17 protein-coding genes are annotated in these 19,866 nt (G+C 69.1%); 5 read left to right on the forward strand and 12 right to left on the reverse strand.

Annotation, left to right across the window (positions count from 1 at the left end):
• Positions 1-112: 112 nt before the first annotated feature.
• From trpD to ABZ725_RS39295, 5 genes are all read right to left on the reverse strand, one after another.
• Positions 113-1,177, reverse strand: coding sequence for an anthranilate phosphoribosyltransferase (trpD, locus tag ABZ725_RS39275; RefSeq protein WP_358807174.1), 1,065 nt, complete (start codon positions 1,175-1,177; stop codon positions 113-115).
• 145 nt (positions 1,178-1,322) lie between these two features.
• A complete protein-coding gene (locus ABZ725_RS39280) occupies positions 1,323-2,960 on the reverse strand; it encodes a cytochrome bc complex cytochrome b subunit (RefSeq protein WP_358807175.1) in 1,638 nt (545 codons plus the stop codon).
• On the reverse strand, positions 2,957-4,015 hold the full coding sequence (locus tag ABZ725_RS39285) for a Rieske 2Fe-2S domain-containing protein (protein WP_358807176.1): 1,059 nt from the start codon (positions 4,013-4,015) through the stop codon (positions 2,957-2,959). The genes ABZ725_RS39280 and ABZ725_RS39285 overlap by 4 nt, the downstream gene beginning before the upstream one ends.
• Complete coding sequence (locus ABZ725_RS39290) at positions 4,012-4,824, reverse strand: c-type cytochrome (RefSeq protein ID WP_358807177.1); 813 nt, start codon at positions 4,822-4,824, stop codon at positions 4,012-4,014. Before ABZ725_RS39290 ends, ABZ725_RS39285 begins: the two co-directional genes overlap by 4 nt.
• 62 nt (positions 4,825-4,886) lie before the next feature.
• Positions 4,887-5,507, reverse strand: coding sequence for a heme-copper oxidase subunit III (locus ABZ725_RS39295; RefSeq protein ID WP_358807178.1), 621 nt, complete (start codon positions 5,505-5,507; stop codon positions 4,887-4,889).
• Positions 5,508-5,685: 178 nt separating this feature from the next.
• Between ABZ725_RS39295 and ABZ725_RS39300 the strand changes: the two genes are divergently transcribed.
• Positions 5,686-6,090 (forward strand): hypothetical protein, encoded by a 405-nt coding sequence (locus ABZ725_RS39300; RefSeq protein WP_351912411.1) that lies wholly within the window; start codon positions 5,686-5,688, stop codon positions 6,088-6,090.
• 88 nt (positions 6,091-6,178) lie between these two features.
• Here the strand turns inward: ABZ725_RS39300 and ABZ725_RS39305 are convergent, their stop codons facing one another.
• The 4 genes from ABZ725_RS39305 to coxB form a co-directional block, all read right to left on the reverse strand.
• Positions 6,179-7,435: an Ig-like domain-containing protein gene (locus ABZ725_RS39305; protein WP_358807179.1), complete on the reverse strand. Its 1,257-nt coding sequence runs from the start codon at positions 7,433-7,435 to the stop codon at positions 6,179-6,181.
• Between the two features lie 131 nt (positions 7,436-7,566).
• The gene (locus ABZ725_RS39310; protein ID WP_351912407.1) at positions 7,567-7,965 is read right to left on the reverse strand and encodes a cytochrome c oxidase subunit 4; all 399 of its coding nucleotides are present in this window, start codon (positions 7,963-7,965) and stop codon (positions 7,567-7,569) included.
• Complete coding sequence (gene ctaD, locus ABZ725_RS39315; RefSeq protein ID WP_358807180.1) at positions 7,962-9,698, reverse strand: cytochrome c oxidase subunit I; 1,737 nt, start codon at positions 9,696-9,698, stop codon at positions 7,962-7,964. Before ctaD ends, ABZ725_RS39310 begins: the two co-directional genes overlap by 4 nt.
• Entirely contained in the window at positions 9,695-10,654 is a 960-nt protein-coding gene (gene coxB, locus ABZ725_RS39320) for a cytochrome c oxidase subunit II (RefSeq protein WP_351912403.1), read from the reverse strand. The genes ctaD and coxB overlap by 4 nt, the downstream gene beginning before the upstream one ends.
• Positions 10,655-10,984: 330 nt before the next feature.
• On the opposite strand from coxB, the gene ABZ725_RS39325 reads away from it, so the two are divergent.
• On the forward strand, positions 10,985-12,361 hold the full coding sequence (locus tag ABZ725_RS39325) for an aminotransferase class V-fold PLP-dependent enzyme (RefSeq protein ID WP_358807181.1): 1,377 nt from the start codon (positions 10,985-10,987) through the stop codon (positions 12,359-12,361).
• A gap of 20 nt (positions 12,362-12,381) precedes the next feature.
• On the opposite strand, the gene ABZ725_RS39330 is transcribed toward ABZ725_RS39325, so the two are convergent.
• Positions 12,382-13,356, reverse strand: coding sequence for a carbohydrate kinase family protein (locus ABZ725_RS39330; protein ID WP_358807182.1), 975 nt, complete (start codon positions 13,354-13,356; stop codon positions 12,382-12,384).
• A 130-nt stretch (positions 13,357-13,486) separates the two neighbouring features.
• Between ABZ725_RS39330 and ABZ725_RS39335 the strand changes: the two genes are divergently transcribed.
• Together ABZ725_RS39335 and ABZ725_RS39340 are read left to right on the forward strand one after the other, a co-directional pair.
• Positions 13,487-13,696, forward strand: coding sequence for a hypothetical protein (locus ABZ725_RS39335; RefSeq protein WP_358807183.1), 210 nt, complete (start codon positions 13,487-13,489; stop codon positions 13,694-13,696).
• Between the two features lie 117 nt (positions 13,697-13,813).
• On the forward strand, positions 13,814-15,592 hold the full coding sequence (locus ABZ725_RS39340; protein ID WP_358807184.1) for a hypothetical protein: 1,779 nt from the start codon (positions 13,814-13,816) through the stop codon (positions 15,590-15,592).
• A gap of 124 nt (positions 15,593-15,716) precedes the next feature.
• Here the strand turns inward: ABZ725_RS39340 and ABZ725_RS39345 are convergent, their stop codons facing one another.
• Complete coding sequence (locus tag ABZ725_RS39345) at positions 15,717-16,073, reverse strand: iron-sulfur cluster assembly accessory protein (RefSeq protein WP_030794551.1); 357 nt, start codon at positions 16,071-16,073, stop codon at positions 15,717-15,719.
• Positions 16,074-16,316: 243 nt separating this feature from the next.
• Here ABZ725_RS39345 and nadA point away from each other — a divergent pair, with 243 nt between their 5' ends.
• Complete coding sequence (gene nadA, locus ABZ725_RS39350) at positions 16,317-17,501, forward strand: quinolinate synthase NadA (RefSeq protein ID WP_358807185.1); 1,185 nt, start codon at positions 16,317-16,319, stop codon at positions 17,499-17,501.
• 40 nt (positions 17,502-17,541) lie between these two features.
• On the opposite strand, the gene ABZ725_RS39355 is transcribed toward nadA, so the two are convergent.
• Complete coding sequence (locus tag ABZ725_RS39355; protein WP_358807186.1) at positions 17,542-19,782, reverse strand: serine/threonine-protein kinase; 2,241 nt, start codon at positions 19,780-19,782, stop codon at positions 17,542-17,544.
• Positions 19,783-19,866 lie beyond the last annotated feature (84 nt).

Raw genomic sequence — 19,866 nt, forward strand, 5'->3', positions numbered from 1 at the left:
GTGTCCGGATCGCGGGACGACCGAGCGCCCGAAGGGGCGCGGGGAACTGCGCGACCAGCCGCGACGGCGCCGCAGACGGCTGACGGCGCCGCGCGGCTCTTCCAGCGGGCGCCTACGCGTTGCTGGCGGCGACCCAGCGCTCCAGCGACCGCTTGGCCGCGCCGGAGTCGATGGACTCGGCCGCCCGGTCCATGCCGGCCCGGATCTGCTCGGCCAGCGTTCCGCTGCCCGGGTCGAGGGCCACCAGCGCGGCCGCCGAGTTCAGCAGCACGGCCTCCCGCACCGGGCCCGGCTCGCCCTCCAGAAGGCGGCGGGCGACCTCCGCATTGTACGACGGGTCCCCGCCCCGCAGGGCCTCCACGGGGACCAGCTCCAGACCGACGTCACGCGGGTCGAAGCTCTCCTCGGCGACCTTGCCGTCGCGGACGACCCACACATGGGACGTGGCCGTCGTCGTCAGCTCGTCGAGGCCGTCGTCGCCCCGGAAGACCAGGGACGAGTTGCCGCGCTCGGCGAAGACGCCCGCGACGACCGGCGCCATGCGCGGGTCCGCGACCCCGACCGCCTGGGCCCGCACCTTCGCCGGGTTGGTCAGCGGGCCGAGGACGTTGAACACCGTGCGGATGCCCAACTGGCCGCGGGCCGCGCCCACATGACGCAGCGCCGGGTGGAACTTGATCGCGAAGCAGAAGGTGATCCCGGCCTCCTGAGCCACCTCGGCCACCCGCCGTGGCGTCAGCTCCAGATTGACGCCGAGCTTCTCCAGGACGTCCGAGGCGCCGGACGCGGAGGACGCGGCCCGGTTGCCGTGCTTGACGACCGTGGCGCCCGCACCGGCCACGACGATCGCCGACATCGTGGAGATGTTGACCGTCTTCGCGCCGTCGCCGCCCGTGCCGACGATGTCGACGGTCCGACCCGGCACCTCGATCAGGTTGGCGTGCTCGTACATCGCCCGGACGAGCCCGTTGATCTCCTCGACGGTCTCGCCCTTGGCCCGCAGCGCCACCACGAACCCGGCGATCTGCGCGTCGGTCGCCTCGCCGCGCATGATCCGGTCCAGCGCCCAGAACGTGGCGTCGGCGTCCTGGTCGTGGCCGTACAGCAGGCTGTTCAGCACCTCGGGCCAGGAACGGCCCGCCGCGGTGTCGCCTCCAGCGGGGGTCACAGCGCTCATCAGCCGCTCCTGGGTGTCGTAACGATCTTCTAGGGCTCTCGTAGAAGAGTGTGTCCCCACCCTATCCAGCCCATGGGCACGGCAACGGGCCCCGTCCGAAGACCGGACGGGGCCCGTTGCGCGGGCGTGGCGACGCCGCAAGCGATCAGTGGTGGCCGTGGCCGCTCGTGATCTCCTTGTACTCCTCGACGGTGGGCTTCGGGATCTGCTGGTCCTCGCCGAAGTACGCGCCGCTGATCTTGGCGCGCAGCTTCTCGGAGCCCGTCACCTTGCGCTCGACGCCGTTCTCGTCGACCGCGGGGCCGATCGCGGCGGGCACGTACTGCTCGTGCGCGGTGAGGGTGTGCAGCTGCTCCTGGCTGAGCGGCTCGTGGATCTCGACGAACTCACCGTGCGGCAGGCGCTTGATGGTGCCGGTCTCCCGACCGTGCAGCACCTTCTCCCGGTCCCGGCGCTGCAGGCCGAGGCAGATCCGCTTGGTGAAGATGTACGCGATGACCGGTCCGACGAAGAAGAAGATCCGGACGAACCAGGTGATCGAGTTGATCGACAGGTGGAAGTGGGTGGCCCACAGGTCGTTGCCACCGCCGACCAGCGTGATCATGTACATCGTGACCCAGGCGACGCCCAGCGCGGTGCGGGTCGGCGCGTTGCGCGGGCGGTCCAGGATGTGGTGCTCGCGCTTGTCGCCGGTGACCCAGGACTCGATGAAGGGATACATCGCCAGCGCCGCGAGGACCACGCCGAAGAGCACCAGCGGGATGAACACGCCCAGGACGAGCGTGTGACCCCAGATGTTGATCTCCCAGCCCGGCATGAAGCGGATCAGACCCTCGGCGAAGCCCATGTACCAGTCGGGCTGGGCGCCGGTCGACACCTGGTCCGGACGGTAGGGGCCCATGGCCCAGATCGGGTTGATCTGCGCGACCGCCGCGATGGCCGCGATCACACCGAAGACCAGGAAGAAGAAGCCTCCGGCCTTGGCCATGTACACCGGCAGCAGCGGCATGCCGACGACGTTCTTGTTGCTCTTTCCGGGGCCCGCGAACTGCGTGTGCTTGTGGTAGAAGACCAGGATCAGGTGGCCCACCACGAGGCCGAGCATGATGCCCGGCAGCAGCAGGATGTGGATCGAGTAGAACCGCGCCACGAAGTCGTGACCCGGGAACTCACCGCCGAACAGGAACATCGAGATGTACGTGCCGACGATCGGCATCGACAGGATCGCGCCCTGGGTGAAGCGGACACCGGTGCCGGAGAGCAGGTCGTCCGGGAGCGAGTAACCGGTGAAACCGGTGAACATGCCCAGGACGAACAGCAGGAAGCCGAACAGCCAGTTGATCTCACGCGGCTTGCGGAACGCGCCCGTGAAGAACACGCGCATCATGTGCACGAACATGCCGGCGAGGAAGATCAGCGCCGCCCAGTGGTGGATCTGCCGGATGAGCAGACCGCCGCGCACGTCGAAGGAGATGTGCAGGGTCGAGCTGAACGCCTCGGACATCAGCTGTCCCTGAAGCGGGACGTAGCTGCCGTGGTACTCCACCTCGTTCATCGACGGGTGGAAGAACAGCGTCAGATACACACCCGTCAGGATGATGATGATGAAGCTGTAGAGGCAGACCTCGCCCAACATGAACGACCAGTGGTCGGGGAAGATCTTGCGCATGTTGGCCTTGGCCAGGGAGTAGATCCCCAGCCGACCGTCGGCCCAGTCGGCGACGCGCTCGCCGGCCGGCGCCTTCCCGCGTTCGCGGGACTCTGTCGTCTCTGTGGTGCTCATCCGCGCTCCCAGAATGCAGGACCGACGGGCTCTTCGAAGTCGCCGAGCGCCTCGAGGTAGCCCTCGTCGTTCACACCGATGCGCAGCTGCGGCAGGGCGTGACCGGCGGGACCGAAGATCACTCGGGCACCGTCGGAGAGGTCGAAGGTGGACTGGTGGCAAGGGCACAGCACGTGGTGCGTCTGCTGCTCGTACAGCGAGATCGGGCAACCGACGTGGGTGCAGATCTTCGAGTACGCCACGATGCCCTGGTAGGACCAGTCGAGTTCCTGCTTGTCCTTGATGTTGTCCGGCTGCAGCCGGACGATCATCAGGGCCGCCTTGGCGATCTCGTTCTGGAACTCCTCGTCGTGCTCCTCCAGGCCCTCGGGCTTGGCGAAGGTGAGCGAACCGACGGCGACGTCCGAGGGACGCAGCGGCTCGTTCGTGTTCATGTTGACGAGCAGCTTGCCCTTGGACCACAGCGTGTGCCGCAGCTTGTCCTCGGGCAGCGGACCGAGGTCGCGCAGCAGCACGATGCCGGAGAGCGGCACCAGGGTGAGCGCGCCGAACATCGTGTTGCGGATCAGCTTGCGCCGACCCATCGCCGATTCCTTGGCGCCCTGCTTGAAGTCCGCGTGGACCTTGGCCCGGACCTCGGGTTCGGCCGCGATCGGGTGCCGGTCGTCGGCGACCTCCACGTCCGACATCAGGGTGCGGGCCCAGTGGACCGCGCCGGCGCCGATGGTGAACAGCGCCGTGCCCAGCGTCAGACCCAGCGCGAAGTTCAGCGCGCTGAGGTGGCCGATCGGGAACACGAAGATCGACTTGTCGGCGGGGATCGCCACATACGAGGCGATGAAGCCGACCGTGGCGAGCATCGACAGCGTGAACAGGAAGGCGACCGCACGCTCGGACCGCCTGGCGGCCCGCTCGTCGATGTCCTGGATGCGGTGCTCGTGGGGCGGCAGACCGGGGTCCGCGAACGGGTTCTTCTCGTCCGCGACGGATACCGCGCCATGGGCGTGGTCCTGCTCAGCAGGCAGGTTCTCTTCTGGAATGTCTTGGTTACTCATGACTTCTTGGCCTTTGCGGTCCGAGCGGCGACCCAGACGGCGACCGCGATCAGGGCGCCGAGTCCGAAGATCCAGGCGAAGAGGCCTTCGGTGACCGGCCCGAGGCCGCCCAGCTCCAGACCACCGGGGTTGTTCGTCTCGTCGCTGTTGACCGCGTGCAGGTACGCGATGATGTCCTTCTTGTTCTGCTCCGACAGCGTGGTGTCGGGGAAGGAGGGCATGTTCTGCGGGCCGGTCTGCATGGCCTCGTAGAGGTGCTTCGGGTCCACACCCTCCAGGGTCGGAGCGAACTTGCCCTCGGTGAGGGCGCCGCCCTTGCCGGTGAAGTTGTGGCACTGCGCGCAGTTGGTGCGGAACAGGTCGCCGCCCTTGGCGATGTCCGCGCCCTCCGGGCTGTACTCGGCCTCGGTCGGGACGGACGGGCCGGCGCCGAGGGAGGAGATGTACGCGGCGAGCTGGTCGATCTCGGCCTGCGTGTAGATGTTCTTCTTCTTCACCACCTGGGCGCCCTGGGAGGTCGCCGCCGGCATGCGGCCGGTGCCGACCTGGAAGTCCACGGCCGCGGCGCCCACGCCGACCAGGCTGGGACCGTCGGAGCTGCCCTGACCTCCGGTGCCGTGGCAGCTGGCGCAGCCGACGGCGTAGAGCTTCTTGCCCTCGTCGATGGCGAGGGACTGGGCGGTGTCGTCTGCCTGCGCCTTGCTCGCGGGCGCGAACACGGCGTACAGCCCCCCTGTGCATGCCAGCGCGAGGAGTAGGACGACGAGCGCCGCCAGCGGATGGCGTCGTCGTGCGGAGAGCTTTTTCACGGATTACCCCGGTGTCAGGATCTTCTGCGTCGATGCGTACGGATGTGCGGGAGCGGGCCCGGCTACTTGATCATGTAGATCGTGGCGAAGAGGCCGATCCAGACGACATCGACGAAGTGCCAGTAGTAGGACACGACGATGGCCGCGGTCGCCTGCTCGTGGGTGAACCTCTTGGCCGCGTAGGTGCGGCCGAGGACGAACAGGAAGGCGATGAGGCCGCCCGTCACGTGCATGCCGTGGAAGCCGGTGGTCAGGTAGAACGCCGAGCCGTACGGGTCGGAGGAGAGCGAGAGCCCGTCCTTCTTCACCAGCTCCGTGTACTCGAAGATCTGACCGCCGATGAAGATCGCACCCATGATGAAGGTGACGATGAACCACATCCTGAGCTTCTTCACGTCACCGCGCTCGGCGGCGAAGACGCCGAGCTGGCAGGTGAGGGAGGAGAGCACCAGGATCGTGGTGTTCGTGGCCGAGAACGGGAAGTTCAGGCTCTCGGCCATTTCCTTCCAGTGATCCGGCCCGGTCACCGATCGCAGGGTGAAGTACATCGCGAAGAGGGCCGCGAAGAACATCAGCTCGGAGCTCAGCCAGATGATGGTTCCGACGCTGGTGAGGTTCGGCCGATTGACCGACGGGTGCGCGTGCCCGGTTTCTACTGTCGTTGCTGTCGCCACGACCGACATTATGTCGGTCCCTTATCCAGCCCTCACTCCCGGGGGTGCCGTTCGGAGTGTTCACACCGCGTGTACTGCCCGTATGGCCCATCGAAGTGGTGTTCCAACCGGTGTTGACGGGGTGTGCAAGGGAGTAGCATCCGCGGCATCGGTTCTGTCCGTACGACGCTGATGTCACGGAGGAAGCATGCAGGCGACCGCCACGGTGCTGGTCTACAGCGACGACTCCAACACCCGCGAGCAGGTGCGGTTGGCCTCCGGCCGACGACCCGCCCCCGATGCGCCGCTCGTGGAGTTCCTCGAGTGCGCGACGCCCGCGGCGGTGCTCACGGAGTTGGACAAGGGCGGGATCGACGTCTGCGTCTTCGACGGGGAGGCCGTGCCGATGGGCGGCATGGGCCTGTGCCGCCAGGTGAAGGACGAAGTTTTCCAGTGTCCGCCGGTGTTGTTGCTGATCGGGCGGCCGCAGGATGCGTGGCTGGCCACCTGGAGTCGGGCGGAGGCGGCCGTGACGCTGCCGGTGGAGCCGGTCGAGTTCGCCTCGGCGCTTGCTTCCCTGCTGCGGCGGAAGAACCTCCAGCAGAGCGCGTAGCCCTCCGGGAGAGGGGCGCGAGGTCGTGTCGCGACCGACGGCCGTCCGTGGCTGCACATCGGTACAGCCCCGCGCCCCTCAAAAGCATCTACGCAGCCGCCGGGCTGAGTCTCGCCGTCTCTTGACGGGTCTCCTGCTTGCCGCCGGTGAGAGCGCTGCCCTTGGTCCACTTCTGCCAGTCCAGGTTCCAGTCGCCGAAGCCGTTGCCGAAGGTCTCCATCGTGTTGCCGTAGCTGTTGACGACCTGGACCACGTCGCCCGCACGGACGTTGTCGAAGAACCACTCGGCGTTGGACGTGCTCATGCCGGTGCAGCCGTGGCTGACGTTGGCATAGCCCTGGGAGCCCACCGACCAGGGTGCGGCGTGGACGTACTCGCCGCTCCAGGTGACCCGGGTGGCGTAGTAGACGGGCAGGTCGTAGGCCTCGGAGGAGTCCTCCGAGATGCCGACGGTGGTGCCGCGCATCCGTACGAAGTACTCCTTGCCCAGGACGACCTTGACGCCGTTGCGGGTCTCGAAGCCCGGCTTTCCGGTGGTGACGGGGATCTGGTTGATCTCCTCGTTGTTCTTGAAGACCGTCATGGAGTGCGACGACGCGTCCGTCACGGCGATGACCCGGTCGCCGATGGTGAGCTTGAGGTCCTTCGCGGGGCCGCCCCACAGCCGGTCGCCGATCTTGATGCCGTCCAGGTTGCTGTGGACGCGGACGGTCGCGTGGGCGGGCCAGTAGTCCTTGGGCCGGTAGTGGAGTTCCTTGTCGTCCACCCAGTGCCAGCCGCCCTGCACGGAGGGCGTGGAGTCGACCTTGAGGGCGCGTTCGACGACGGCGCGCTGGGCGGGGTCCTTGACGGGCTGGTCCAGCTTGGCGGTGACGGGCTGGCCGACGCCGTACTCGCCGGCATCGGGGCCGAACTGGACCGCCAGCCGCTTCTTGCTGGTGGGCTTGCCGGTGTCGAAGGTGAGGACCCGGCGGCCGGGTGCGCCGTCGTCGTCCTCGGTGCTCACGCGGACCGTGTAGCGGGCGCCTGCGGCCAGCGGCTCGGTGCTGTGCCAGCGGCTGCCGTCGGCGGAGAGTTCGCCCGGCACATAGCGGCCTGTGCCGTCCACGGCGGTGACGTCCGTGATCCGGTCGTCGTCCTGCGCCGTGACCTCCAGCGGCTTGTCCGGGTCGGTCTTCTTCCCGTCCTCCTCGACGCCGTTGAAGGAGATCTGGTCCGTCGCGTCGTAGGGGCGGCGCACGGACAGTGGGTTGCCGTCCGAGCCGCAGGCGCTCGCGACCGCGCCCAGGGCGATCACCAGCAGGGTGCAGCCGACGACGGTGCGGGGGCGTGGTTGGTGGCTCATGACTTCACGCTAGGGAGCCGCGTCGGCGGCGGCGCGCCGAGTGACACGGACGGAGCAGCGCCGCTACGGCAAAAGCGTGAGCCCGGACCCTCCTGACGGAGTGTCCGGGCTCTCGCCGCGTTCCACGCGTGCTACTGGGTGCGGTTCTCACCGTGGTAGTACTCGAAGACCCAGCCCCACAGACCGATCATGATCAGCGGGACGGAGAAGTACAGCAGCCACCAGCCGATCGCGACGCCCAGGAAGGCCAGCGCGCCGCCGATGCCGAGCGACAGCGGCTGCCAGCTGTGCGGGCTGAAGAAGCCCAGCTCGCCGGCGTCGTCCGCGACGTCCGCTTCCTTGTTGTCCTGCGCGCCCGAGTCGACCCGCTTGGCCGTGAAGCCCAGGTAGAAGCCGATCATGATGGACAGGCCGAAGGCGAGGAAGAGGGCCGTGGTGCCCGCCGGCTCCTTCGACCAGACGCCGTAGACGATGGCCATGATGAGGATGAACACGCTCAGCCACGTGAACATCCATCCTTGGACCTTCACTTGCCGGCCTCCTTGCCGCCTGCGATGGCACTCGCGCCGTGACCGCTGTGCTCCAGCTGCTCAAGCGCGGCGATCTCCGGGTGGTGCAGGTCGAACGCCGGGGATTCACTGCGGATCCGCGGCAGGGTGAGGAAGTTGTGGCGCGGCGGCGGGCAGGAGGTGGCCCACTCGAGCGAGCGGCCGTAGCCCCACGGGTCGTCGACGCCGACCGGCTTGCCGTACTTGGCGGTCTTCCACACGTTGTAGAAGAACGGCAGGACGGACAGACCGAGGACGAACGAGCTGATCGTCGAGATCGTGTTCAGGGCGGTGAAGCCGTCCTGCGCCAGATAGTCGGCGTAGCGACGCGGCATGCCCTCGGCGCCCAGCCAGTGCTGGACCAGGAAGGTGCCGTGGAAGCCGATGAACAGCGTCCAGAAGGTGATCTTGCCGAGGCGTTCGTCCAGCATCTTGCCGGTGAACTTCGGCCACCAGAAGTGGAAGCCGGAGAACATCGCGAAGACGACGGTGCCGAAGACGACGTAGTGGAAGTGCGCCACCACGAAGTACGAGTCGGACACATGGAAGTCCATCGGCGGCGAGGCCAGGATGACGCCGGTCAGACCGCCGAAGGTGAAGGTGATGAGGAAGCCCGTCGCCCACAGCATCGGTGTCTCGAAGGACAGTGAGCCCTTCCACATCGTTCCGATCCAGTTGAAGAACTTCACGCCCGTCGGCACGGCGATGAGGAACGTCATGAAGGAGAAGAACGGCAGGAGGACGCCGCCGGTGACGTACATGTGGTGCGCCCACACCGTCACGGAGAGACCGGCGATGGAGATGGTCGCGGCGATCAGGCCCATGTAGCCGAACATCGGCTTTCGGGAGAACACCGGGATCACTTCGGAGATGATGCCGAAGAACGGTAGGGCGATGATGTACACCTCTGGATGGCCGAAGAACCAGAAGAGGTGTTGCCATAGCAACGCGCCGCCGTTGGCCGCGTCGAAGATATGGGCGCCGAACTTGCGGTCCGCCTCCAGGGCGAACAGCGCGGCCGCGAGGACCGGGAAGGCCAGCAGGACCAGGACACCGGTCAGCAGGACGTTCCACACGAAGATCGGCATGCGGAACATCGTCATGCCCGGGGCGCGCATGCAGATGATGGTGGTGATGAAGTTGACCGAGCCGAGGATGGTGCCGAAGCCGGAGAAGGCCAGGCCCATGATCCACAGGTCGGCGCCGATGCCCGGGGAGCGGACGGCGTCCGAGAGCGGGCTGTAGGCGAACCAGCCGAAGTCGGCCGCGCCCTGCGGGGTGAGGAAGCCGCCGACCGCGATGAGCGAGCCGAACAGGTACAGCCAGTAGGCGAACATGTTCAGTCGCGGGAAGGCGACGTCCGGCGCGCCGATCTGGAGCGGCATGATCCAGTTCGTGAAGCCGGCGAACAGCGGCGTCGCGAACATCAGCAGCATGATCGTGCCGTGCATCGTGAACGCCTGGTTGAACTGCTCGTTCGACATGATCTGCAGACCCGGACGGGCCAGCTCGGCGCGCATGAAGAGCGCCATTACGCCACCGATGCAGAAGAACGCGAACGACGTGACCAGGTACAACGTACCGATGGTCTTGTGGTCGGTGGTCGTCAGCCACTTCACCACGACGTTGCCGGGCTGCTTGCGCCTGACCGGCAGCTCGTTCTCGTACGAGTCCTCAGCTGCGGAGGCACCCTGGGGTTCGTTGAGGATGCTCACAGGTTGTTCGTCTCCCGGTTCTTCTCGTGGCTCGTCTGCTCGATGCCCGCGGGAACGTAACCGGTCTGCCCCTTCTCTACGAGTTCCTTGAGGTGCTGCTCGTAGCGCTCCTGAGAGACGACCTTCACGTTGAACAGCATCCGGGAGTGGTCGACGCCGCAGAGTTCGGCGCACTTGCCCAGGAAGGTGCCCTCCTTGTTGGGAGTCACCTGGAAGGAGTTGGTGTGGCCCGGGATGACGTCCTGCTTCATGAGGAACGGCACCACCCAGAAGGAGTGGATGACGTCACGCGAGGTCAGGATGAAGCGGACCGTCTTGCCCTCGGGGAGCCAGAGGGTCGGACCCGGGTTGTTGGTCTGCGGGTTCCGCTCGTTGGGGACGCCACAGGTGTAGGTGCCACCCGCGTTGTCCGGGAAGTCCGCCTTGAACCGGTCCGGGATCGCGGCCAGGTTCTTGTCGGTCTTCGCGTTCCCGTCGGAACCCTCGACGTTCTCGATGTAGTTGAAGCACCAGCTCCACTGGAAGCCGACCACGTTGACCGTGACGTCGGGCTTCTTGTCGAGGCTCAGCAGCTTCGACTCGTCGCGGGCGGTGAAGTAGAACAGCACCGAGACGATGATGATCGGCACGACCGTGTACAGCGCCTCGATGGGCATGTTGTACCGGGTCTGCGGAGGAACTTCGACCTTTGTGCGGCTGCGCCGGTGGAAGAAAGCACTCCACAGGATCAGGCCCCACACCAGCACGCCGGTGGCCAGCGCGGCAGCCCAGGAGCCCTGCCACAGGGAGAGGATCCGCGGAGCCTCTTCTGTGACCGGGGTGGGCATACCAAGGCGGGGGAAGTCCTTGTATGTGCAACCGGTGGCGGTCGCCAGGACCAGGCCCGCGGTCATTGCCTGCAGCAGCTTCCGCCGCATCGGGCGCCGCGGCGAGCGGTCGGAGCCGTTGGGACTCACGTAGCGCCTTCCCGAGAGTCTCGCCCGCGCGGTTGGCTGCGGCCTGCCTTCTCGCGGGTCGGTCGCCGCCCTGCGTCGGGCAGGGGTTTGGATGTTTATGCGGACCAAACCCTACTGGACGCGTTTTGGGGTCGCGCGGGGAGGGGTGGGCAACGCGCCGGGCGTCCCGCGTAAGGGGCGGGTTGCCCGACTCCGGGGTACTTCTGACGGGGGGTTCGGGCGCGTGACAGCTCGTGCGGCTCTGCCGTGTGGCGAGTGCGGGCTCCGTCGTGGCTCGTCGCGCAGTTCCCCGCGCCCCTGGACGGGCCACCGGCGTTCTAACGTTGCTGTGTGTCCTACTTCGATGCCGCTTCCGCCGCCCCCCTCCATCCCGTCGCCCGGCAGGCGATGTCGGCCTCGCTCGACGAAGGCTGGGCCGACCCTGCCCGGTTGTATCGGGAGGGGCGTCGGGCGCGGCTGCTGCTCGACGCGGCCCGGGAGGCCATGGCGGAGGCCGTCGGGTGCCGGGCGGACGAGGTCGTGTTCACGTCGTCCGGGACGCGGGCCGTGCACAGCGGGATCGCCGGTGCGACGGCCGGGCGGCGGCGCGTCGGACGTCACCTGATCGTGTCAGCCGTCGAACACTCCTCGGTGCTCCATTCGGCCGAGGCGTTCGAGGCGGACGGCGGTGAGGTGACCCGGGTGCCGGTGGCGCGGACGGGTGCGGTGGCCGTCGGGTCGTACGCCGACGCCCTGCGGTCCGACACCGCGCTGGCCTGTCTGCAGTCGGCCAACCACGAGGTGGGGACCGGGCAGCCGGTGGCCGAGGTGGCCGAGGTCTGCCGGGCGGCGGGGGTGCCGTTGCTGGTGGACGCCGCGCAGTCGCTCGGCTGGGGGGCGGTGGAGGGGCCCTGGTCGGTACTGACCGGCAGCGCCCACAAATGGGGCGGGCCGCCCGGGGTGGGGGTGCTCGTGGTGCGCAAGGGGGTGCGCTTCGCCGTCCAAGGCCCCGTGGACGAACGGGAGTCGGGGCGGGCGGCCGGGTTCGAGAACATTCCGGCCGTGGTCGCGGCGGCGGCCTCGCTGCGGGCGGTGCGGGCGGAGGCCGCGGCCGAGGCGGTACGGCTGCGGGAGCTGACGGCGCGGATCCGGGCGCGGGTGGCGGCCGTCGTACCGGATGTGGAGGTGGTCGGGGATCCGGAGCGGCGACTGCCGGGGATCGTCACCTTCTCCTGTCTCTATGTCGACGGGGAGGCGCTGCTGCACGAGTTGGACCGCGCGGGCTTCTCCGTGTCGTCCGGTTCGTCCTGCACGAGCAGCACGCTGACGCCCAGCCATGTGCTGAAGGCGATGGGGGTGCTGAGCGAGGGGAACGTGCGGGTCTCGCTGCCGGCGGGGGCGGCCGAGGAGGACGTGGAGCGGTTCCTCGCCGTGCTGCCGGGGGCGGTGGCGGGGGTGCGGGAGAAGCTCGGGGCGCCCGTTCCGGCCACGGAGACGCGGGGTGACGTGCTCGTCGTGGACGCGCTCGGCAAGCGGTGTCCGATTCCCGTCATCGAACTGGCGAAGGTCTTCGGGGACGTCCCGGTCGGGGGCATCGTGCGGGTGCTGTCCGACGACGAGGCGGCTCGGCTCGACATCCCCGCCTGGTGCGAGATGCGAGGGCAGGAGTATGTCGGCGAGGAGCCGGCGGACCGCGGTGCGGTCTACGTGGTCCGCCGGGTGTCCTAGGACAGGACAGGGCCTGGGCCTCAGGCGAGGTGGCCGCGGACCTCGGTGGCGGCCTCTTCGCCGTAGGCCTTGGTGAAGCGGTCCATGAAGTGGAGGCGGCGCAGCTGGTACTCCTGGGTGCCGACCGTCTCGATGACGAGGGTGGCGAGCATGCAGCCGATCTGGGCGGCGCGCTCGTGGGAGACGCCCCAGGCGAGGCCGGAGAGGAAGCCGGCGCGGAAGGCGTCGCCGACGCCGGTGGGCTCGAGCTTGCGCTCCTCGTCCGGGCAGCCGACCTCGATCGGGTCCTCGCCGGCGCTCTCGATGCGGACGCCGCGCGAGCCGAGGGTGGTGACGCGGTGGCCGACCTTGGAGAGGATCTCCGCGTCCGACCAGCCCGTCTTGGACTCGATCAGGCCCTTCTCGTACTCGTTGGAGAAGAGGTACGTGGCGCCGTCCAGCAGCGTCCCGATCTCGTCGCCGTTCATCCGGGCGATCTGCTGGGAGAAGTCGGCCGCGAAGGGGATCGAGCGGGAACGGCACTCCTCGGTGTGGCGGAGCATCGCCTCCGGGTCGTCGGCGCCGATCAGGACCAGGTCGAGGCCGCCCACCCGGTCGGCGACGGTCTTCAGCTCGATGAGGCGGGCCTCGCTCATCGCGCCGGTGTAGAAGGAGCCGATCTGGTTGTGGTCGGCGTCGGTCGTGCAGACGAAGCGGGCGGTGTGCAGCGTCTCGGAGATCCGGACCGAGTCGGTGTCGACGCCGTGCCGGTCCAGCCAGGCCCGGTACTCGTCGAAGTCCGCGCCCGCGGCGCCGACCAGGATCGGGCGGGTCCCCAGTTGGCCCATCCCGAAGGCGATGTTCGCGCCCACGCCGCCTCGGCGGACGTCCAGGTTGTCGACCAGGAAGGAGAGCGAGACCGTGTGCAACTGGTCCGCGACGAGCTGATCGGCGAAGCGGCCGGGGAACGTCATGAGGTGGTCGGTTGCGATGGAGCCGGAGACTGCAATGCGCACGGCGTGGACTCTCCTGTGGGGAGGGGGATTGACAGTTCACGCTACCGGGTCGGCCCGCGCCACTGAAGCAGCTGAAACTACCCGATAGTAGATCTTTCTTCGCAGGCTCCGGCGTGCCTACGGTTCGGTTATGACGAACCTCAAGGTCCACGCCCCCGCTCCGGCCGATCTCGACGGCGACCTGGCGTCGCTGCGCGGTGACTGCGCCCGGATGGCTCCGCACTGGGCGGTCCCGGAGAAGATCACTTCCCGTCCGGTCTCCCCGTCACTCATCCATGGCGTGACCGTACCGGCGAAGTCCGCCCGGCTGCTGGAGGCGATGCCGGACTACGGCAACTAGGGTTTTCTTCGGTACGGCGCTCAGAAGGGAACCGTGCGCTCCCCCGCCGCGTCCCATCGGCGTCCCCCGTAAAGGGGATGTGGGGTACGACAGCAGGGCTGCCGAAGGAGCGATGCGGTGAACACCGAGCGACCCGAGAACGACGACGCCGCGCGCGAGCCGGAGGAGACGGGTTCCGAGGAGACGGGTCCCGAAGGGACCAAGGCCGAAGAGGCGAAGCCGGAAGAGGTGACGGCCGAAAAAAAGGCTGAAACCGTAGAGGTCGAAGCTTCAGAAGCCTCGGAGGCTTCCGAGGTCGAGACGTCAGCGGCTGAAGTTTCCGAGGCCGAAGCTTCAACGGTCGAGGCCGAGCCTGCCGTCGTTCCGGAACGACCCGCCGCTTCCGACGACGACGCCGACGAGCCCGTCGTCACTCCGGCGGCCGGTGACGGCGAGGCGGCCGGGGGCTCCCGGCGCCGCTCGCCCGTGCTCGTCGCCTCCGTCGCCGCCGCCGTGCTGCTGGTGGGCGGTGGCGGGGCCTATCTGACCTCCACCTCGGTGAACGGCTCGGGCGGCGGGGGCTCCGGCTCCGGGGCGCCCTCCGGGGACAGCACCCCCGCGGCGCTCCTCCTCGACGACTACTCCGGAGGTACGGGTACCCCCGAGGGCGGCACGAGCGGCATCGCGCCCGGCGAGCCCAACCCCTACGGGGTGACGTACAGCGCCGCCGGCACGCTGCCCGAGGGACCCGGCTCCGCGCCCGTGTACTGGGCGAAGGGCGAGGTCACGAAGGACGAGGTGGCCGGGCTGGCGAAGGCGCTGGGCGTCGAGGGCACGCCGGTCGTCGACGGTGAGGCCTGGAAGGTCGGCGCCGGGAACGACGGCTCGGGGCCGGTGCTGCGGGTGAACCGGCAGGCACCGGGGATGTGGACGTTCACCCGGTACGCGCCCGGCACGGACAACTGTTCGGGCGGCACCGTCAAGTGCACCCCGACTCCCGCGACCCCGGCCGGCGACCCGGTGAGCGAGGCGGCCGCGAAGAAGGCGGCGGCGCCGGTCCTGAAGGCGGTCGGCCAGGACGAGGCCAAGGTGGACGCGAGCCAGGTCATGGGCGCCCAGCGGGTGGTGAACGCCGACCCGGTGATCGGGGGTCTGCCCACCTACGGCTGGACGACCGGGATCAGCGTCGGCGCGCAGGGCGAGATCGTCGGCGGTAACGGGCAGCTGGAGGCCCCGGCGAAGGGCGACACGTATCCCCTGCTGAGTGCGCAGGAGGCGCTGGACGCGCTGAACATGGCGTCGGGGAGCGACCACCGGATGGGCATCGGCGGCTGTGCCACCCCGGTGCCGACGAAGGACCGGCTGGAGAGTCCGTGCGGTGCGTCGACCACGACGACCACGCAGACGCAGACGTCGGCGCAGACGGCGACGGTCGAGGACGCGGTGCTCGGGCTCGCCCCGCACAACTCGGGCGGACAGCAGGTTCTCGTGCCGTCCTGGCTGTTCGACGTGAAGGCGGCGGGGACCGCGGCCGGCTACACCGTGACGCAGCCGGCCGTCGAGCCGGCGTATCTGAAGTCCGCGGCGACGCCCACGCCCGCACCGACGCCCACGGGCACCTCGGCGACGCGTGATGTGCAGGTGGGCGGCTACACCGTCGAGGGCGACACGCTGACCGTGAGCTTCTACGGCGGGGTGTGCGCCGACTACAAGGCGAAGGCGGTGGAGAGCGGCGATGAGGTGAAGGTCACCGTGACCGAGACGCCCTGGCCGGACAAGGTCTGCATCATGATCGCCAAGGAGTACCACCAGAGCGTGCAGCTGGACGAGTCGCTCGGCAGCCGGAAGGTGGTCGGCTCGGACGGCAAGGCCATCCCGCTGGAGAAGGCGGGCGCCCGGCTGCCGCAGGTCCAGTAGCGCGCAGACCACACCCGTACCGCACCCGCACAGCGCGAAGGCGGCGGCCCCGTCGGAGGGGGCCGCCGCCTTCGCGTACGCCTGAGCCGAAACGCCTGAGCCGCTTCAGCTCAGCCGAAACGGCTTAGCTGAAGGAGTCGCCGCAGGCGCAGGAGCCCGTCGCGTTCGGGTTGTCGATCGTGAAGCCCTGCTTCTCGATGGTGTCGACGAAGTCGATGGACGCGCCGCCCAGGTACGGGGCGCTCATGCGGTCGGTGACGACCTTGACGCCGTCGAAGTCCTTGACGACGTCGCCGTCGAGGGAACGCTCGTCGAAGAAGAGCTGGTAGCGCAGGCCGGAGCAGCCGCCGGGCTGAACGGCGACGCGCAGGGCCAGGTCGTCGCGGCCTTCCTGGTCGAGCAGGGCCTTGACCTTCGCCGCGGCGGCGTCGGACAGGATGATGCCGTCGGTGACGGTGCTGGTCTCGTCCGATACGGACATCTACATCTCTCCCGGGTTGTACGGAGACTGCTTGCCGACAGGTGCAACCGGCAAGGCCGCGGATTCATTCCGGGCCGGGCGACGGGTTTTCGACGCCTCCTTCATGCTCGCACATGCGCCTGCGGGCGGAAAACGGCTCATCGGGATTCACGTCACATCGACGCAATGACCATCGTCAAAGTGACGTTATGCGGGTTATCATAGATAACGTCAGATCGACGAAAAGTAGAAAGGGTGCGTGTCGTGACCACCGCCCAGACCACGGAGCTCGACGTACAGCCGTCTCCGCTCGCCCTGTTGCTGCTCGGCCGTGAGGCCGACCCGAAGAGCGAGCGGGGCGTCGAGTGTCCCGGCGACCTGCCCTCGCCCTCCGACCCGGACCTGGTCGAGCGTGCCCGTGCCGCCAAGGAGAAGCTCGGCGACAAGGTGTTCGTCCTCGGCCACCACTACCAGCGCGACGAGGTCATCCAGTTCGCCGACGTCACGGGCGACTCCTTCAAGCTGGCCAAGGACGCGGCCGCCCGCCCGGAGGCCGAGTACATCGTCTTCTGCGGTGTGCACTTCATGGCCGAGTCCGCCGACATCCTGACGTCGGACGACCAGAAGGTGGTCCTGCCCGACCTCGCCGCCGGCTGCTCGATGGCCGACATGGCCACCGCCGAACAGGTCGCCGAGTGCTGGGACGTGCTGACCGAGGCCGGCATAGCCGAGCAGGTCGTGCCCGTCTCGTACATGAACTCGTCCGCGGACATCAAGGCGTTCACGGGCAAGCACGGCGGCACGATCTGCACCTCCTCCAACGCCCAGCGGGCCCTGGAGTGGGCCTTCGCACAGGGCGAGAAGGTGCTGTTCCTGCCCGACCAGCACCTGGGCCGGAACACGGCCGTGCGGGACCTCGGCATGTCCCTGGAGGACTGCGTCCTGTACAACCCGCACAAGCCGAACGGCGGGCTGACCGTCGAGCAGCTGCGCGACGCGAAGATGATCCTGTGGCGCGGCCACTGCTCGGTGCACGGCCGCTTCAGCCTGGAGTCGGTCGACGACGTCCGCGCCCGGATCCCCGGGGTGAACGTGCTCGTGCACCCCGAGTGCCGGCACGAGGTCGTGGCCGCGGCGGACTACGTCGGCTCGACCGAGTACATCATCAAGGCGCTGGAGGCCGCCCCGGCCGGCTCGAAGTGGGCCATCGGCACGGAGCTGAACCTGGTCCGCCGGCTGGCGAACCGTTTCGCGCCCGAGGGCAAGGAGATCGTCTTCCTCGACAAGACGGTCTGCTTCTGCTCGACGATGAACCGGATCGACCTCCCCCACCTGGTCTGGACCCTGGAGTCGCTCGCCGAGGGCAAGCTCGTCAACCGCATCGAGGTCGACAAGGAGACCGAGACGTTCGCGAAGCTGGCGCTGGAGCGGATGCTGGCGCTGCCGTAGCCCCGCGCCGCCGGGGACCCTTGTGGGCCCCGGCCCCGGCTCACTCCGCCGCCGGCGTCCGGTCGGGGTGGGCCGGGTCCAGGCTGAAGACGGTGCCGTCGGGGGTCAGCACCACCAGGGCTCCCTGGTCGAGGAACACCCGGCCCGCGGCATAGCCGGCCCCGACGACCTGCTCGGCCCGCGCGGGGGACTCCCACAGCAGGGTGCCCGTCTCGATGTCGAGGGCGGCGACCCGTCCGGAAGCGCTGGCCGTGAACACCGCCTCTCCCCGTTCGTCGGCGACGGGAGTACCGGGCTGCTGAAGGGTCGTCGAGGTCTGCCACAGCCGCTCGCCCGTCTCGGGCGAGTGGGCGACCAACTGCCCCGCGGAGGAGGCGAAGCAGAGCACTCCGCCCACCAGCGCCACCTCACCGCGCGGGTCGCCCGCCAGCTTCCTGGTGCGCACAGCGCCGGTGTCCGGGTCGATCAGCAGGACCTCGCCGTACGCCGATTCCGCGGAACTCTCGGTGTCCCGGATGTACATCACGAAGGCCAGGTCGCCGTCGACGGCCCCGACGTACACGGCGTCGCCGTCCGGCACGCTCACCTTCCGGGTCGAGCCGTCGGCCGGGTCGACGGCGTAGAACACGGTGCGCGACGGTGTACCCGCGTCGGTGCAGCCGGCGTACGGGACGCTGTCGACGTCGTAGAGGTCGCAGCCGTAGGTGGGCCCGGCGGGCAGAGTGGCCGTCCAGCGCACGGTGCCGTCGCGTGGGTCGCGGGCGGTCACCCCTTTGTCGCCGTCCGGGGTCATCAGCAGATCGCCCACGAGGGCTGCGGTGACGCCGCCCTCGCTCATCGGGTGCGACCAGAGCCGCCGCTTGCCGGTGGCGGCGTCGAGGGCCACGACGGTGCTGGTCTGGTCGTTGCCCGCGCTGTTCCGGATCGACTCGGAGACCAGCAGCACGCCGTCGTGCACCCCGAGGACCGTGTTGTCGTACCTCTCCCGGGCCAGGCCCGAGGGCTGGGAGTCCGCCCGCCAGGCGAGCCGGCCCATCGCCGTGTCGACGCGGACCGGAAGAACGCCGTCGCCCCCGCAGTAGAAGGCGCCGTCGCCCATCGCGCAGGACAGGGAGGTGCCGTAGGAGACCCCGGAGCCCTCCAGCGGCTTCGTCACCCCGCTCGCGGCGGTCCCGAACACCGTGGTCCGCCAGGGCTCCCAGCCGTTGGGCAGCGGATCCCAGCTGCGCAACTCGGAGCCGGTGACGTCCGACTCCGCCGCCTTGTCGTCCTTCTTGAAGGGGTCGAACAGGAGATAGCCGGTGAGCGCCAGGGCCACGACGCCCGCCACCCCGGCCAGCACCGGCCACCGGCGCAGCCGGGAGCGGCGGCCCGTGCGAGGCGGCGGTGCGGCGGGTCCCGGCTCCTCGCCCGCCACGGGCGCGGGCGCGGGCGGCGGACGCAGGATCACCGTCTCCGGGTCGCCCGGCGCGGATTCGGGCAGCGCCTCCGCGAACTCCCCCGCCAGTTCGTCGAGTCCGGGCCGGTCCGCGGCCTCCTTGGCCAGGCAGCGGGTGAGGATCGCGCGCAACGGCTCGGCGACCGTGTCCACCGCGGGCTCCTCGTGCATCACCCGCCACGCCGTCAGATACGGGCTGTCCGCGTCGAAGGGGCCGCGTCCGGTCGAGGCGAACACCAGCAGCGCGCCCAGCGAGAAGACGTCCGAGGCGGGCCCGACCGAACGGGCGTCCGTGAACTGCTCCGGCGACATGAACGGCGGGGTGCCGATCGCCTTCCCCGTCTCGGTGAGCGTCTGGTTCTCCGCCGCCCGGGAGATCCCGAAGTCGATGACGCGCGGGCCGTCCGGGGCCATCAGGACGTTGCCGGGCTTGAGGTCGCGGTGCACGACCTGGGCCCGGTGGATCTCCCGCAGCGCCTCCACCAGGCCCAGGGCGAGCCGGCGCAGTTCCACGCCGCGCACCGGACCCTGCTCGCGGATCCGCGCGGAGAGCGTGGGGCCGGGCACGTACTGGGTGGCCATCCAGGGCCGTACGGCCTCCGGGTCGGCGTCCACCACCGGGGCGGTGAACGCGCCGCTCACCTTGCGGACGGCCTCGATCTCCTGCCGGAAGCGGGCGCGGAAGACCGCGTCCTCGGCGTACTGGGAGTGCACCACCTTGACGGCGACCTCACGCCCCGAGCGCGCCCGCCCCAGATACACGACGCCCATACCGCCGCTCCCGAGCCGGTCGACGATCCGGTAACCGCCGAGCGCCTTCGGGTCGTCCTTGTGCAGAGGCACCGCCCCGACCACCTTCCCCCGAGTCCCCCGAGCCGTTCGAGTCGCCAGCATATGAAACGGCTGGGCGGTGCCGGCGGTTCCACC

This window comes from Streptomyces sp. NPDC006872 (assembly GCF_040635845.1).
Classification (GTDB): Bacteria; Actinomycetota; Actinomycetes; order Streptomycetales; family Streptomycetaceae; genus Streptomyces.